Genomic DNA, 14,923 nt, shown 5'->3' with positions numbered 1-14,923 from the left:
GAGCGACCCGCCCCTGCACGGCCTGGGGGATGCGTGGGATACGGGACGAAGGTGCCGGTGTTCCGGTCGATCCTCAGACGGCGGCCGAGGGGCGGGACGGCGCGTTGGGGACAGTCGAGCCGTTCGCACACGCGGCAGCCCATGCCGATCGGAGTGGCGGCCGAGGCGCTCGCGAGGTCCAGCCCGTCCGCGTACACGAGCCGGTGCGCGTGCCGGATCTCGCACCCCAGCCCGATGGCCTAGGTCTTGCCCGGTTCCACCCAGCCGCCGCGGTGGCGGGTGACGGCACGCGCGGTCCACAGGCAGCGCTGCCCGTCGGGCATCGCGGCGATCTGGACGTGGATCCGTCCCCGGCGCGGCGAACGCCTCGTAGACGTTCCACAAGGGGCAGGTGCCCCCGCCTCGCGAGAAGTGGCAGCCGGTCGCCGACTGTCGGGGTACTGCGCGCGGACGGCTTCTCACCGCGGTCAGGCACCAGCGCGAAGTCGGCACCGGCTACTTCGACCTCGTCTCCACCGCCGTCAACCCGGCCTCCCTCGACCACGGCGCTCACCGGCTCCACCGAGGAGGAGCAGTTCCACTAGCCACCCGGCCGGGCAACCGGTCGGTCCGGCCGCCTCTCCGGGCGGGGGCCGGCCGACCCGAAAACCGGGCAGCCGGGCCTGCAGACCGGGAGGCTGGGCCGAGGGGGCGCGGCCGACCGGGCCGAGGGGGCCCGGTCGGGCGCCGGCTGAGGGGCCGGCACCCGGCGCGGTGCGGGAAGCGCCGTCCTCGCGCTTCCCGCACCGACGCGTTCGTCTGCCCGCACGTCCCACGCGGGCCATCCGCATGGCGGACACGGCTCCCCGGAGCGTGGCATCGCCCCGTAGGCTGGTCCGCGCAGCTGGTTCGCCCCGTCCTCCAGACGGGATGCGTCGCAAGAGGGAACCCGGTGGGAATCCGGGACTGCCCCGCAGCGGTGAGCGGGAACGACCGCCGTCATACGCACTGGGCCCGGCCGGGCCTGGGAAGCGACGGCCACTAGGTGTCCTCCCCCGTGAGGACGTGCCCGCGAGTCCGAAGACCTGCCCGCTGCCCGCGCACGGACCGTCGTGCGCGGACATCCCGGTGACCTCGAGGGCGGTCGGTGGTCCCCCGGACGACGTCCGGGGGCAGTACGTACCAGGCGGACGACCGCGCTTCACGCGCGAGGTCGCACCGTCCGGTCCGTCACCCTTCGCGCTCTCGTCCCGTACCCGGGATCTCAGGGATTCATCTCGCGAAGGAGATCTCCGTGACCACCACGTCCGCAGCCACTCCGGCACGGGCCACCGTGTACGGCTACCCCCGCCAGGGGCGCAACAGGGAGCTGAAGAGGGCGATCGAGGGCTACTGGAAGGGCCGGGTCGCCGCCGATGCCCTCCACACCACCGCCGCCGACCTGCGCCGGGCCCACTGGCAGCACCTGGCAGACGCCGGCATCCACGAAGTACCGACGGGCGACTTCTCGTACTACGACCACGTCCTCGACACCACGGTCATGGTCGGCGCGGTTCCCGAACGCCACCGGGCCGCCGTCGCCGCCGACGGTCTGGACGGGTACTTCGCCATGGCACGCGGCACCCAGGACGTGGCGCCGCTGGAAATGACCAAGTGGTTCGACACCAACTACCACTACCTGGTGCCCGAGCTGGGTCCCGACACCGTCTTCGCCGCCGACCCGACCAAGCAACTCGCGGAACTCGAGGAGGCATTGGCGCTTGGCCTTTCCGCCCGGCCCGTCCTCGTCGGCCCGGTCACCTACCTCCTGCTCGCCAAACCGGCTCCCGGCGTGCCCGCGAACTTCGACCCGCTCACCCTGCTCGACCGGCTGCTGCCCGTGTACGCCGAGGTCCTCGCCGATCTGCGCGCGGCCGGCGCCGCATGGGTACAGCTGGACGAGCCGGCCCTCGTGCAGGACCGCACCCCAGCGGAACTGCACGCCGCCGAGCGTGCCTACCACGGGCTCGGTTCCCTTGCCGACCGGCCGAAGCTGCTGATCGCCTCCTACTTCGACCGGCTCGGCGACGCCCTTCCGCTGCTGGCCAAAGCCCCGGTCGACGGGCTCGCCCTGGACTTCACCGAAGCCGCCGCCGCGAACCTGGAGGGGCTCGCCACCGTCGGCGGGCTGCCCGGCAAGCGACTCGTCGCCGGCGTGGTCAACGGGCGCAACATCTGGGTCAACGACCTGGCGAAGTCCCTTGCGGTGCTCGGCACACTGCTGGGCCTGGCCGACCGCGTGGACGTCTCCGCCTCGTGTTCGCTGCTGCACGTACCGCTCGACGCAACGAGCGAACGGGACATCGACCAGCAGATCCTGCGCTGGCTGGCGTTCGCCCGGCAGAAGGTCGTGGAGACCGTCACCCTCGCCAAGGGACTGGCCAAGGGCACGGACGCCATCGCTGCCGAACTCGCCGCGAACCGCGCGGACCTGGCGTCCCGCTCCGCATCGGCCATCACCCACGATCCCGCCGTGCGCGCCCGTACCGCGGCCATCACGGACGCCGACGCCCGCCGTTCCCAGGGCTACGCCGAGCGGTCCGCGGCCCAACGGGCCCACCTCGGCCTGCCGTTGCTTCCCACCACGACCATCGGCTCGTTCCCGCAGACGAGTGAACTGCGCACCGCACGGGCTGATCTGAGGGCCGGGCGGCTCGACACCACCGGCTACGAGGAGCGCGTCAGGAACGAGATCAAGGAGGTGATCTCCTTCCAGGAGAAGACCGGCATCGACGTCCTGGTGCACGGCGAGCCCGAACGCAACGACATGGTCCAGTACTTCGCCGAGCAGCTGGCGGGCTATCTCGCCACACAGCACGGCTGGGTGCAGTCCTACGGCACCCGGTACGTCCGCCCGCCGATCCTCGCGGGAGACGTCTCCCGCCCCGAGGCGATGACGGTCCGATGGACGGCCTTCGCCCAGTCCCTCACGGCGCGCCCGGTCAAGGGCATGTTGACCGGCCCGGTAACCATGCTGGCCTGGTCCTTCGTCCGTGACGACCAGCCCGCCGCCGTGACCGCCCGACAGGTCGCCCTGGCCCTGTGCGACGAGGTCGCCGACCTGGAGGCGGCGGGCACGTCCGTCATCCAGGTCGATGAGCCCGCACTGCGCGAGACCCTGCCGCTGCGCGCCGCGGACCGCCCCGCCTACCTGGACTGGGCGACGGAGGCGTTCCGGCTCTCGACCAGCGGGGTACGCCCGGACACGCAGATCCACACCCACATGTGCTACGCGGAGTTCGGCGACGTCGTCCAGGCCATCGACGAACTCGACGCCGACGTCATCAGCCTGGAGGCCGCGCGTTCCCACATGCAGGTCGCCAGGGAACTGGCCGCCCACGGATACCCGCGTGAGGCGGGCCCCGGGGTGTACGACATCCACTCCCCACGGGTGCCGAGCGCGGAGGAGGCGGCCGCACTGCTGCGCACCGGTCTGGAGGCCATCCCACCGGAGCGGCTGTGGGTGAACCCCGATTGCGGGCTGAAGACGCGCGGCTGGCTCGAGACCCGTGCCGCACTGGAGAACGTGGTCGCGGCCGCCCGTACGGTCCGTGAGGAGCTCTCGGCTTCCTGACGGCGCCGGCCAGCACGACGCGCAGGGTGGGGTGCCGCTCCCGGACTCCCCACCCTGCGCGCACCGGGACGCACCGAAACGACTCCGGTGACGGGGTTTTGCGCTCCGTGCCCTGCCCACGGCCACGGCCACGGCCACGGCAGGACCATGTCCCAGGGGTACCGCACGCAGGACCCGACCGCGTTCACGGCGGTCGGCCGGCGCAAGGAGGCCGGCCGACCGCCCCTCCCCCGCGCCCGAGTGCCGCGACGACCGTCATCGGCCGCGCCGGCGGGTCATCACGGATCCGGCGCGCACCCGCTCCTGTCCACCAACGGGCTGGCGTCACACCTCCACCGCCGCCCCCTGCGCGGACAGGGGAAGCCGTGCACGCACTTCGAATCCTGGCCTGCGGTCCCGCCTGGGGCCCGCCGTCGCGCTGCCGCCGCAGGCTGCGGCCCGCTCGCGGAGGCCGACCAGGCCGTTCCCACCGGACGGAAGGTTCTTCCCCGCGCCACGGCCGTCGTCGACGACGGTTACCTCCAGCCCGTCGTCACACCAGAGCAACCGCACCTCGACGCGGTTCGCTCCGGCGTGCTTGACGACGTTGGTGAGTGCCTCCTGGACGATCCGGTACGCCGCGGCGCCGCATTCGGCGGACAACGCTCGCGGCTCGCCCCCCGTGGTGGTGGACACCTCCAGCCCCGTCCCCGCGACCTGGCGGGAGAGTGCGGGCAGGTCACGGAGCGTCGGCTCGGGGACGCGGGGGTCGTCGCCGACCTTGAGGACGGTCAGCACCCGGCGCAACTGGTCCAGGGCGTCACGGCCGGTGCCGGCGATCGCGTCGAACGCGGCCGAGGCGCGGGCGGGGTCCGTGTCCAGCACCACCGGTCCGGCCTCGGCCTGGACGACCATCAGGCTGATCGAATGAGCCAGCACGTCGTGCATGTCCCGGGTGATCCGGATCCGTTCGCGTTCGGCGGCGCGCTCTTCGTCGACCTGGCGTTCGCGTGCGAGGCGGGCGGCCCGCTCGGTCAGTGCCGCCGCCTCGGCGCGGGAGCCGGCGGAAGCCCGACCGAGTGCGTATGCCGCGACGTACAGGACGAAGCCCCGCGTTGCGGTGTTCGGCGAGCCGACCGAGGCGAAGCCTCCCGCACAGACCACCAGGAACACCGGGATCCGCACCCGGGGCGGCGAGACGGACGCCATCCCGTGCAGCGCAATGAGGACGCCGTACCAGAGCGGCTGCGGCGCGAGCGGGTCGGCGAGGTCGTAGAGGGTGGCGAACGCGGCGCAGACCAGCAGGACCGGCGTCGGCGCCCGGCGCCGCACCGCCAGGGGAAGCGACGCCCCGGCCGCCGCAACGTAACCCCACCAGTGCCAGGGGCGTCCGTCGGAGCTGTGCACGAACAGCAGGGGCGCCGTCTGGGCGACGGTGATGACGACGGCGAGCCCAACCTCTGACCAGGACGAACCCGCCAGGCGTCGGAGCGAAGGGAGCAACGGCGTTGTGGACACGGGGAATTGTTCCACGGCGTCGTTGACGGGTCCTCAGCAGTGGTCGGCGGCGGGAGAGGTGCTGAGACGGGGGTGCGGGGCGAGTGCAGCGCACAGCAGGAGCCCCACAGCCGGCAACGCGTCCAGCCCCAGGAGCGAGACCAGCACGGCGAGCACCACCGCCGCCGCCCGCCACACCGGTACGGCCCGGGCCAGGGCCAGCCGGCAGAACATGACCAGCAGACCGAGGTAGAGCAGTACCGGGCCCACGGTGTAGACGAGGGGTTCCACTCCGGGCACGCTCCGGACGTCGGCGAACAGTGCGCGCATGGCCTCGTGGTCCGCAGCGAGCGCCCCGACGACGAGGTCGACGGAGATCTGGGCCAGGGAGAAGACCGCACCGAACAGGCCGACGACGGCCGTGGCCGTAGCGAACCGTCCGCCGCCCGCCAGCCGCCGCAGTTCCAGCAACACCGGCACGAAAAGGATCAACGACACGAGGAACGCGAGGTGACCGGCAGTCCAGGCCGGCCCCGGACCGCGCTCGCCGTCCAGGCCGTCCAGGACGCGGAAGACCGCGTAGACGGTGACGAGGAGCGGGGCGGTGGTGAAGACGACGGATTTGTTCATGGCGTGGATCCTCGCCGCCGCACCTCCGCTTCGGCATCGCCGGCCTGACCCATCTCCGTCCTCCCCCGTAGGAGGGAGGTGCGGGGACCATCGGCCCGGAAGGACACCGCGGAACGGCACGCTCCGTGGTCCGGCTCGTGGACTCCGACCGCTCGAGCCGGCGCGACGACGTCCCGGTGGGACGACCCTCTGGTCGTCCCTTCTTCACCGCGTTCGCCGATCCGGCGACCGTGTGTCGCGACCGCGGGTCGTTGACGGCACGGCTTGACGGGCGCGACCGGAACCGCCCGGCCGGGCGACGGCACGGGTGAGGACGGCCTGCGCCCCGCCCGCCGCCCAGCCACATCAGCGACCTGCGCCCTTCAGGGATGCGGGACGACGGCCACCGGGCAGGGGGCGTGGTGCAGAACCGCGTGGGCCGCCGATCCGATGCGGCTGCCGATCGGGGAACGGCGCACCCGGCGACCGAGGACGATCAGTTGTGCTCGGGTCGAGAGCGACAGCAGCACCTGCCCCGCGCTTCCGAGCTCCACGTGGGGGACCACCGAGACGGTGGGGTACTTCTCGCGCCATGGCTTCAGCGCCTCCTCCAGCGCCTTCTTCTCGAACGGTTCCAGGCCGCCGGCCTCGTCGGCGAGGCGCATCGAACCCGGGCTGTAGGCGAAGATCGGCGGCAGGCTCCACGCCCGCACGGCTCGCAGCGTCGCGCCCCGAGCGGCTGCTTCTTCGAAGGCGAACTCGAGTACGTGGTCACTGTCCTCGGCATCGCCCTGCTGGCCCACGACGACTTCGCCCCCTTCCGTGCCCGAAGCCGCCCGGACGGAGACGACGGGACGGGGGGACGCAGCGATGACCTGCTGTCCGTAGGAGCCGAGCAGGAATCCGGCGACCGCCCCGTAGCCGCGCGATCCGAGCACCAGCATGCGAGCCCGCTCGGCTTCGGAGAGCAGGGCCTGGACCGCGGTGTCCGCCACGATCCCGGTGCTGACCGGAACGTCCGGGTACCGGCTGACCACGTGCTTCTCTGCCTCCCGCACCACAGCGAGGGCCGACTCCTCCTGCGCTTGCCTGTCCTGGACGATCGGCACGTCCAGGGGCTGCCAGAGCCAGGCGTGCACGATGCGGAGGGGCAGCCCACGGAGCGCGGCTTCGCGGGCTGCCCAGTCGGCAGCGGCCAGGCTCTCGGGGGATCCGTCCACTCCTGTGACGATGGCTCGGGTCATGTACGCCTCCAGATGGTTTCCACGGCTGCGGTCACTTCAACCGGTCCCCTCGAAGTATCCCGGCTGCCCCGAGGACCGCTCAATCTCGCCCCGGATCAGGGCAGGTTGCGCGCAATGCGTCGGGCCGAGCCGCTGTTGCCGCGCACGGGGAGATGTCGTCGGCCACTCGGGCCGACGTGCGCGAGGAGACCCGCAGACCGTGGACGGAGGAACCGTCGGGGCCCGCCCCGTCACCGACGCACACGGGCGCCCGCACAGGTCACCCGGGCAGAGTGGGGTCGAACCACGTCGGCCCATCAGCCAGCGCCTGCTTGATCCGGAACAGTGCGAAGTCCCGGAGCTCGGGGAGCGCATCCACCGGGAACCAGCCGACGGCCAGCGACTCCTCGTCGTTGACCCGCGCCTCCCCACCCACCGCGCGGCAGCGCAGGCACACGTCCATGAACTGGCACCGGTCCCCGTTCGGGTAGGTCACCGGCTTCGCCAGGGTCTGGACGAGCACGATCCGCTCGGCGACGCAGCGCACGGCGGTCTCCTCGAACACCTCGCGCACCGCCGCCACGGCCGGCTGCTCCCCCGGCTCCGGGATCCCGCCGATGATCGACCACGTACCGGTGTCGGCCCGCCTGCCCAGCAGGACACGTCCCTCGTCGTCGAACACGACCGCGCTGACGCCCGGCAGGAAGAGCAGCTGGTGGCCTGCGCTGACGCGAATCTCACGGATGAACTCGGGGGTTCCCATCCTCCGACCCTAACCGTCGCGGCGGAACCTCTCGCGGCCACGCGTGTAGCCGACCCACCCGAGTGCGCCCACGGCGAGCGCCGCCAGGACGCCCTCGGGCAGGGTGCCCATCCGGGTGGCGGGGGTGAGCGAGGAGCGCAGCGGCACTTCGGCGACCAGCGCGTCCGGGGTGAACATCCGCGTCTCCTGGACGATCTTGCCGTCCGGCTGGATGATCGCGCTCACTCCGCTGGTGACGGGGACGACGACCGCCCGGCTGTGTTCGACGGCCCGCACACGGGACATCGCGAGCTGCTGGTAGGTCATCTCGCTGCGGCCGAACGTGGCGTTGTTGCTCGGGACCGAGATGAGCTGGGCGCCGTGGGTGACGGTGTCCCGCACTGCCCAGTCGAAAGCGGCCTCGTAGCAGGTGGCGAGTCCCACCTTGGTGCCCGCCAGGTCGAAGACGCCCACCGCGTGCCCGGGGCCGAAGTCGCGGCTGACCCGGTCGACGTCCGCGCTGAAGAGTCGCACGAAGGGACGCATCGGGATGTACTCGCCGAACGGCTGGACGTGCCTCTTGTCGTACGTGGCGACCGGGCCGCGCTTCGGGTCCCACTGGATCAGCGTGTTGCGCAGGGGCCCCGTCTCGGGGGTGAGGACCGCCCCGATCACGGTCGGAACCCCGATCTTCCGCACGGCCCGGTCGATCACCTGGCGCGCGTCAGGGTTGCGGTACGGGTCGAGATCGGAGGAGTTCTCCGGCCACAGCACGAAGTCCGGCCTCGCGACCTTGCCGGCGGCGACGTCCTCGGCCAGTTGCTCGGTGCGGCGCGCGTGGTTGTCGAGGACCGCGCGGCGCTGCGCGTTGAAGTCGAAGCCGAGGCGGGGCACGTTGCCCTGGATGGCTGCGACGGTGGCCGTGCCGTCCTCGGCGCGGTCGTCGACCAGCGGTAGCGCCGCGAGGGCTGCGGTGACGGGGAGGAGGACGGCGAGCACCGCAGCCGCGAGGGGACCTGACGGCAGCCGTCCGGTCCTGCGGCGGTCGCGGACCACCCGGAGGGTCTCGTACAGACCGAAGCCGCAGAGGACGACCGCGAAACCGAGGACGGGCGTGCCGCCGACCGCGGCGAGCGGCAGGAAGACGCCGTCCGCCTGACCGAAAGCGATCTTGCCCCAGGGGAATCCGCCGAACGGCACCCGCGCCCGGGCGGCCTCCCCGAGCACCCATACGGCGGCGGCCCACAGCGGCCACAGCGGCAGTCGGCTCACGACGGCGACGCCCACGCAGGTGACGGCGACGAACAGGGCCTCCGCCGTGGCAAGGGCGAGCCACGGCACGGCCCCGACCTCTTCGCCGGTCCAGACGAGCAGCGGGAGGAGGAAGCCCAGACCGAAGAGGAGACCGAGACCGAGGGCCGCCCGCGGCCTGCGTTCCCTGAGGCACCAGCCCAGCAGCGCGAAGCCGGGGAGCACCAGCCACCACAGGGGACGGGGCGGGAAGCTGAGGTAGAGCAGCGCCCCCGAGAGCACGGCCGCACCGGGCCGGGCGAGCCGCTGCAGCAGTCTCCGGGCCCGGTCGCGCGGGACGAGGGGCGGGGCCTGCGGTTCTGCGGAGGTGATGGTGGCGCTCACGTGCCGGAGTCTACGGCCGGGAAGCGGAATCACGGCAGTCCGCCCGGGAGCCGGCGGCGCCCCTCGGTCCGTCCCGCCCGGCTCCGCACCGTTTGGTGCGCCGGGGTCGCCGTCCGGACCGATCGCCCGGGCGTCGTCCCGTCCAGTCGGCCGGAAGCGTCCGATTTCCGGGCCGACCATCCCCAAACCCGTGGCCCGGGCATTACGGTGTGCGCCAGCACGTGGGCTCCATGGCCCGTGACAGTTCGGGGGGCGACGGGATGGCGATGCCGACAGACCGGGCGGCCACCGGGCACAGTGACGTCGACCACGGGCCCGACGCCGTGGGCGTGACCGTCCTGGGCTGCTGCGCCGCCTGGGCGGTGATCAGCGCGACCGGGCGGGAGGCCAGGCCGGAGGGGGTGCTGCTGGCCGTCCTCGTGCTCGCCGGCGGATACGCAGGCGGGCGGATCTGCGGGTCGGTACTGCCGGTGACTTCCTCGGCGTCCGCGGGTCTGGGCGCGCTGTGCCTGGTGCTGGTCACCCCCCACGGACTGCCCGCGGTGCCGTTCGGCGGCCTCGATCCGCCCGGTGGCACCGGTGCCACCGCAGCGCTGCTGGTGCTCTCCGCGGGGGCGACCTGCTGTGCCGCGGCCGCGGCCGGGCGCCGGCCGGCCCGCCTCCTGCTCTGGCTGTCGGCCTTCGCCCCCGCCGGTGCGGGCCTCGCGATCGGGTCCCCCCTGGGGTGCGCGGCCGCGGCAGGTGTGGTGCTGTGTTCGCTCGGCGCGGTCCGGGTGCGACGCCGCCTCCCCGCGCTCGCTGCGTGTGCACTGGTCACCGCGGTACTGGCGGGCGGCTCCTGGGCGGTGGCGGAGCGGGCGCTGCCCGAGGCCGTCACGGTCGCAGCTGAGGGCACGCTGACCCCGCACCGGGTGCAGCTGTGGGAGGACGCTGCCGATCTCGCCGAGGCGCACCCCTTGCTGGGCGCCGGCCCCGGCCGGTTCGCCGACCTGAGTCCCACGGCGCAGCAGGCGGTCCATTCCGACGGGAAGCCCCATTCGGCCCCGCTGCAACAGGCCGCGGAACAGGGGACCGTCGGGGTGGTCCTGCTGGGCGCGCTGTACTGCTGGATGCTGTACGGACTGTGGCGGTCACCGCGCCCCACCCCCGTCGTGCTGGGTGCGGGCACGGCCCTGACCGGCCTCGCCGCCCTCGCCTGCGTGGGCAACCCGCTGAGTTTCACCCCGGTCACCGCAGGAGCGGGACTCCTCGCTGGACTGGCCATGGCACGCCCCGGGCACGAGGGTCGACGCCTCTCCCCGACGCAGGTCCCGCCCGTGAGGGAGCGGTCCGCCCCCGGTCCCCACGAGGGGCACTGAGCCCGGGACCGGGTCGGTGACGGGCCGATCGCGTGGCCGTCAGGCACCGGCGGGGGTCGAGCCCGCCGAAGCTCCGGGCCGCAGATGGCCGCGGATCACCCGTACCGCAGATTCGGCGTCGTCGACGGTGACCGTGAAGGTACGGCCGTCGCCGAGGGTGAGGACGAGCCCTTCGCCGCGTCGAACGATCACCGCGGTGCCCTTCTCCGGCCGCCATCGACAGCCCCAGCCGCCCCATTGCCGCGGGGTGACCCTGGGGGCGTATTCGGCCTCCACGACGTGGGAGAGCGGGATCCTGCGCCTGGGGAGTCCCATGTGGCCGCACCTCACCTCCATCGCGTCACGGTCGATCGTGACCGCGACGTGCACGAAGGCCAGGGTCCCGAACAGCATGAGCAGTCCGGCCAGCACGCAGCCGATCACCGACATCAGCAGCGGCACGACACCCGATGTCCAAGGCGATTCGACGGCCAGCTCGATCCCGAGCGCCATGCAGGCCGCACCTGCAGCGGCAAGCACCCACTGGAGGTGGTTGGTCGCTCGGCCGGTCCAGATCGCGGGCAGTGGCTCTCCGGTCTGCCCCTCGTCGCGGGGGTGGTCCGTCATGTCTCGCAGCGTACTCACGTTCCGCTCCGGGGACACCGGGCGGAAGGCTGCGGGACCGTCAGGCAGACGGGGTCGACGCGACGGCATCACCGCAGGTCCGGGCGCCGCTACCGGGGGTCGCCCGGCCTGCGGCCTCAGGGGGCCGGGGTGACCGGTTCCGCTGCCCCGAGGAAGCGCCCTTCGAGGTAGGCCAGCGCTGCTTCGGGGAGCCCCGATTCCCGGCCGCTGAGCAGCACCGTCATCCGGTTGCCGGGCGTGGCAGCAGGGGTGTGAACTGCACCGATGCGTCGCAGCGCCTGCGCTGCGACGGCCCCCGCGGAACCGTGCAGGACGACCGGCGGCAGCCCCTCGGGGCGGCCCGCGCCCACGGCGGCGCGGATGCGCTCGGCGACCAGCTCGTAGTGGGTGCAGCCGAGGACGACGGCTCGTACGTCCATCGGAGTGAGCGCGGCGGCGGCGGCGACGGAGCCGTCGATTGCCGCCTCGTCGGCCTCCTGGACGGCGTCCGCCAGCCCGGGGCAGGGAACCTCGGTGACGTCCGCCCCCTCGCCGAAGTCACGGATCAGGCCGCGCTGGTACGGACTACCGGTGGTGGCAGGGGTGGCCCAGATGGCGACGCGGCCACCGCCGGCGGCGGCGGGCTTGATCGCGGGGACGGTACCGATGACGGGCAGCGCGGGTTCGAGCTCCGCGCGCAGCGCCGGAAGGGCGTGCACGGACGCCGTGTTGCAAGCGACGATCAGTGCGTCCGGGCGGTGGGCGGCGGCGGCCCGGGCGACCGCGAGCGCGTGCTCGGTGACGTCGTCGGGGGTGCGGGGGCCCCACGGCATCCCGTCGGGGTCGGAGGAGAGGACCAGCTCCGCGTCCGGCCTCAGCCGGCGCACCGCGGCGGCCGCCGCGAGGAGGCCGATTCCCGAGTCCATGAGCGCGATCTTCACCCGATCACCCTAGCCCACGGCCCTTGCGGTCCTGCCGAAGTGGGGCACACTGCGGCGAATGAGCACCATTGCGTGGATCGCCCTGGGGTCGCTGGCCGTGTGGCTCTGGCTGCTACTGGGGCAGGGCTTCTTCTGGCGTACGGACCAGCGGTTGCCACGGCGCACCGCGCCCGGGGCCTGGCCGTCCGTGGTGGTCGTCGTACCCGCCAGGGACGAGGCCGGCGTGCTGCCGGAGAGCCTGCCATCGCTGCTACGCCAGTCCTATCCCGGCCCGGCGGAAGTGATCCTCGTCGACGACGGCAGTACGGACGGGACCGGTGAGCTGGCCCGCAAACTGGCCGTGCAGTACGACGGGTTGCCCCTCACCGTGGTCCCTGCGGGCGAGCCGGAGGCGGGCTGGACGGGCAAACTGTGGGCGTTGCGCCGCGGCGTTGCCCTGGCACGGACCCGGCGGCCCGCCTATCTGCTGCTCACCGACGCCGACATCGCCCACGAACCGGACAGCCTCACCGAGCTCGTCTCGGCAGCCACGACGAACGACCTGGACCTCGTGTCGCAAATGGCCCGGCTTCGGGTGTCCACGGGTTGGGAGCGGTTGGTCGTACCGGCGTTCGTCTACTTCTTCGCACAGCTCTATCCGTTCCGGCGGATCAACCGCGGGCGCAGGACCGCGGCGGCGGCGGGGGGCTGCATGCTGCTGCGCACGGAGGCGGTCGAGCAGGCAGACCTCCCGGCCTCCGTGCGCCATGCGGTGATCGACGACGTCGCGGTGGCCCGTGCGGTGCGCGGCGCCGGAGGAAGGATCTGGCTCGGGCTCGCGGAGCGCGTGGAAAGCGTCCGTCCGTACGACCGCCCGGCGGACCTGTGGCGGATGGTTTCCCGCAGCGCTTACGCGCAGCTGCGGTACGAGCCGCTGCTGCTCCTCGGGACGGTGGCCGCCCTCGGGCTTGTCTACCTCGTTCCGCCCGTCGCGCTGTGGGTGGGCCTCTTCGGCTCGCAGGCACCGGGGCGGGCGGTGGCTGCGTGGGCGGGGTTCCTGGCATGGGCGGTGATGGCCGCTACGTACGCACCGATGCTGCGCTACTACCGGCAGACGCTGTGGCTCGCTCCGCTGTTGCCGCTGACGGCGCTGCTCTACCTGCTGATGACGGTCGATTCGGCGGTGCAGCACTACAGGGGGCGCGGCGCGGCCTGGAAGGGACGTACGTACGCACGTCCCGAGGCCGCGCCCGACCGCTGATGACGGGCCTGCGTCATTTCCTGCCCGGCGTCCAGTTCATCCCCCACCCGTACGCGTGGTCGATGGTGCGCTGGGGACTGACCCCTCTTTCGGGCACCAGGTAGCGCGCCTCGCGCTGGACGACGAGGTCGCCGCCCTGATTGGTGAGGAGGGCGAGCGCGCAGACGGTCGAGGGGACGGTGCACTCGTCGAGGGAGAAGTCCACCGGGGCACCGTGTTGGGGCTGGAGGGTGACCGTCGCGTGCAGATCAGCGAAGCTGCGTGCGCCCTCGTAGATGGTGACGAAGATGACGACGCGACGGAGTTCGTTCCTGCGGTCGAGGTTGATGGTCAGGTTCTCACCGCCGGCCTGCGCTCCGGTGCGGTCGTCGCCGTCGAGATGGATGTACGGGGGCTGGTGGAGCGCCCCGTAGGCGTTGCCCAGGGCCTGGACCACCCCCTTCCGGCCGTCGGCGAGTTCGTAGAGCGCGCACAGGTCGAGGTCGAGGTCGGCGTGCACGGGGACGGCTCGACCGAGCTTGGAGCCCCAGCCGGTGAACTGCTTGCGCACCTCCCAGTTGAGGTTGACCCGCATCGTCCCGGACGTGCCGCCCTGCTTGGTGAGCGAGACCGCGGGCGACGCCTTGGTCAGCGTGACCTTGGTGAGCCGCACCGGCGCGGGCGGGGGCGCGGCTGCGGGGGCGGCCGGCCGGGCCGGCGGCGATGCGTGATGGGCGGGCGCGGGCGGGGCAGGAGGTGCCGGAAACGGGGCGGGCGGGGCCGACGCGGCGTGCTGCGGTTCGTCGACCGTGATGCCGAAGTCGGTCGCGAGTCCCTCCAGTCCGCTCGCGTAGCCCTGCCCGACCGCGCGGAACTTCCACGCCCCCTGCCGCCGGTAGAACTCGCCGAGGATGAACGCGGTCTCGACCGTCGCGTCCCGACTGTCGTAGCGCGCGATCTCCGTGCCCGCGGCGGCGTCCAGGACGCGCACGTGGAGTCCCGGCACCTGTCCGAAGGTCCCGCCGTCCGCCGAGGCCGCCAGGATGATCCGCTCGACGGAGGGCTCGACGCCCCCGAGGTCGACCACGAGCCGGTCGGTCGTGTCGTCCCCTTCGGGGTGCTTGCCCTCGTGGCGCACGGCGCCCGACGCGTGCTCGGGCTGGTTGTAGAAGACGAAGTCCGCGTCGGACCGGACCTTGCCCGTCCGCGCGTCGAGCAGCAGCGCCGACGCGTCGACGTCGGGCACGCCCTGGCCGGAACGCCACCCCAGTTCTACCCGGACATTCCGTACAGGTACTGGAACATTGGCTCCTTTGAGCATGGACATCCTCGCCCCCATGGGTCCTCGCGCCCGGTGATGTGTGTGGCGCCAACCTAGCTCTGGTGCGGCCGGAGCACCCGGTGCGACCCGTGGGTAACCCCCTCCTCAGCTTGCGCTTTACACGATTCAGGCCACCCGGGGCGACCGATTTTCCCAGATTCGCTCCCATTGGGGCTCCATGACCACGGGGAACGCGCCAAACAA

At 72.7% G+C, this 14,923-nt stretch carries 11 protein-coding genes, 1 pseudogene and 1 riboswitch; of the genes and pseudogenes, 3 read left to right on the top strand and 9 right to left on the bottom strand.

The window, feature by feature from the left end:
• Nucleotides 1–23: 23 nt before the first annotated feature.
• Nucleotides 24–435, bottom strand: a pseudogene (locus tag ACFXOM_RS32355) (short-chain fatty acyl-CoA regulator family protein); the annotation flags it as partial.
• 432 nt (nucleotides 436–867) lie between these two features.
• Nucleotides 868–1,087: riboswitch (cobalamin riboswitch) on the top strand.
• 186 nt (nucleotides 1,088–1,273) lie between these two features.
• Here ACFXOM_RS32355 and metE point away from each other — a divergent pair.
• A complete protein-coding gene (gene metE / locus ACFXOM_RS32350; protein ID WP_385040854.1) occupies nucleotides 1,274–3,592 on the top strand; it encodes a 5-methyltetrahydropteroyltriglutamate--homocysteine S-methyltransferase in 2,319 nt (772 codons plus the stop codon).
• Nucleotides 3,593–3,916: 324 nt separating this feature from the next.
• On the opposite strand, the gene ACFXOM_RS32345 is transcribed toward metE, so the two are convergent.
• The 5 genes from ACFXOM_RS32345 to lnt form a co-directional block, all read right to left on the bottom strand.
• Nucleotides 3,917–5,089, bottom strand: coding sequence for a sensor histidine kinase (locus ACFXOM_RS32345; RefSeq protein ID WP_385040852.1), 1,173 nt, complete (start codon nucleotides 5,087–5,089; stop codon nucleotides 3,917–3,919).
• Between the two features lie 33 nt (nucleotides 5,090–5,122).
• Nucleotides 5,123–5,698 (bottom strand): hypothetical protein, encoded by a 576-nt coding sequence (locus ACFXOM_RS32340; protein WP_384928905.1) that lies wholly within the window; start codon nucleotides 5,696–5,698, stop codon nucleotides 5,123–5,125.
• A 362-nt stretch (nucleotides 5,699–6,060) separates the two neighbouring features.
• Nucleotides 6,061–6,921 (bottom strand): universal stress protein, encoded by an 861-nt coding sequence (locus tag ACFXOM_RS32335; RefSeq protein WP_384928908.1) that lies wholly within the window; start codon nucleotides 6,919–6,921, stop codon nucleotides 6,061–6,063.
• A 259-nt stretch (nucleotides 6,922–7,180) separates the two neighbouring features.
• The gene (locus tag ACFXOM_RS32330) at nucleotides 7,181–7,663 is read right to left on the bottom strand and encodes an NUDIX domain-containing protein (RefSeq protein ID WP_384928910.1); all 483 of its coding nucleotides are present in this window, start codon (nucleotides 7,661–7,663) and stop codon (nucleotides 7,181–7,183) included.
• Nucleotides 7,664–7,672: 9 nt separating this feature from the next.
• The gene (gene lnt / locus ACFXOM_RS32325; protein WP_384928912.1) at nucleotides 7,673–9,277 is read right to left on the bottom strand and encodes an apolipoprotein N-acyltransferase; all 1,605 of its coding nucleotides are present in this window, start codon (nucleotides 9,275–9,277) and stop codon (nucleotides 7,673–7,675) included.
• Between the two features lie 260 nt (nucleotides 9,278–9,537).
• Here lnt and ACFXOM_RS32320 point away from each other — a divergent pair, with 260 nt between their 5' ends.
• On the top strand, nucleotides 9,538–10,635 hold the full coding sequence (locus ACFXOM_RS32320; RefSeq protein ID WP_384928915.1) for an O-antigen ligase family protein: 1,098 nt from the start codon (nucleotides 9,538–9,540) through the stop codon (nucleotides 10,633–10,635).
• A gap of 39 nt (nucleotides 10,636–10,674) precedes the next feature.
• Here the strand turns inward: ACFXOM_RS32320 and ACFXOM_RS32315 are convergent, their stop codons facing one another.
• Nucleotides 10,675–11,241 carry a hypothetical protein gene (locus ACFXOM_RS32315; protein ID WP_384928918.1) on the bottom strand — a complete coding sequence of 189 codons (567 nt, stop codon included), beginning with the start codon at nucleotides 11,239–11,241 and terminating at the stop codon, nucleotides 10,675–10,677.
• Nucleotides 11,242–11,375: 134 nt separating this feature from the next.
• Nucleotides 11,376–12,179 (bottom strand): glutamate racemase, encoded by an 804-nt coding sequence (locus ACFXOM_RS32310; RefSeq protein ID WP_384928920.1) that lies wholly within the window; start codon nucleotides 12,177–12,179, stop codon nucleotides 11,376–11,378.
• 58 nt (nucleotides 12,180–12,237) lie between these two features.
• On the opposite strand from ACFXOM_RS32310, the gene ACFXOM_RS32305 reads away from it, so the two are divergent.
• The gene (locus tag ACFXOM_RS32305; protein ID WP_384928923.1) at nucleotides 12,238–13,419 is read left to right on the top strand and encodes a glycosyltransferase; all 1,182 of its coding nucleotides are present in this window, start codon (nucleotides 12,238–12,240) and stop codon (nucleotides 13,417–13,419) included.
• Nucleotides 13,420–13,432: 13 nt separating this feature from the next.
• On the opposite strand, the gene ACFXOM_RS32300 is transcribed toward ACFXOM_RS32305, so the two are convergent.
• On the bottom strand, nucleotides 13,433–14,725 hold the full coding sequence (locus tag ACFXOM_RS32300) for a TerD family protein (RefSeq protein WP_384928925.1): 1,293 nt from the start codon (nucleotides 14,723–14,725) through the stop codon (nucleotides 13,433–13,435).
• Between the last annotated feature and the right edge of the window lie 198 nt (nucleotides 14,726–14,923).

Source organism: Streptomyces sp. NPDC059169, from assembly GCF_042755225.1.
GTDB lineage: Bacteria > Actinomycetota > Actinomycetes > Streptomycetales > Streptomycetaceae > Streptomyces.
Note: the sequence above shows the minus strand (reverse complement) of the source record. Positions and strands in the feature narration are given on the sequence as shown.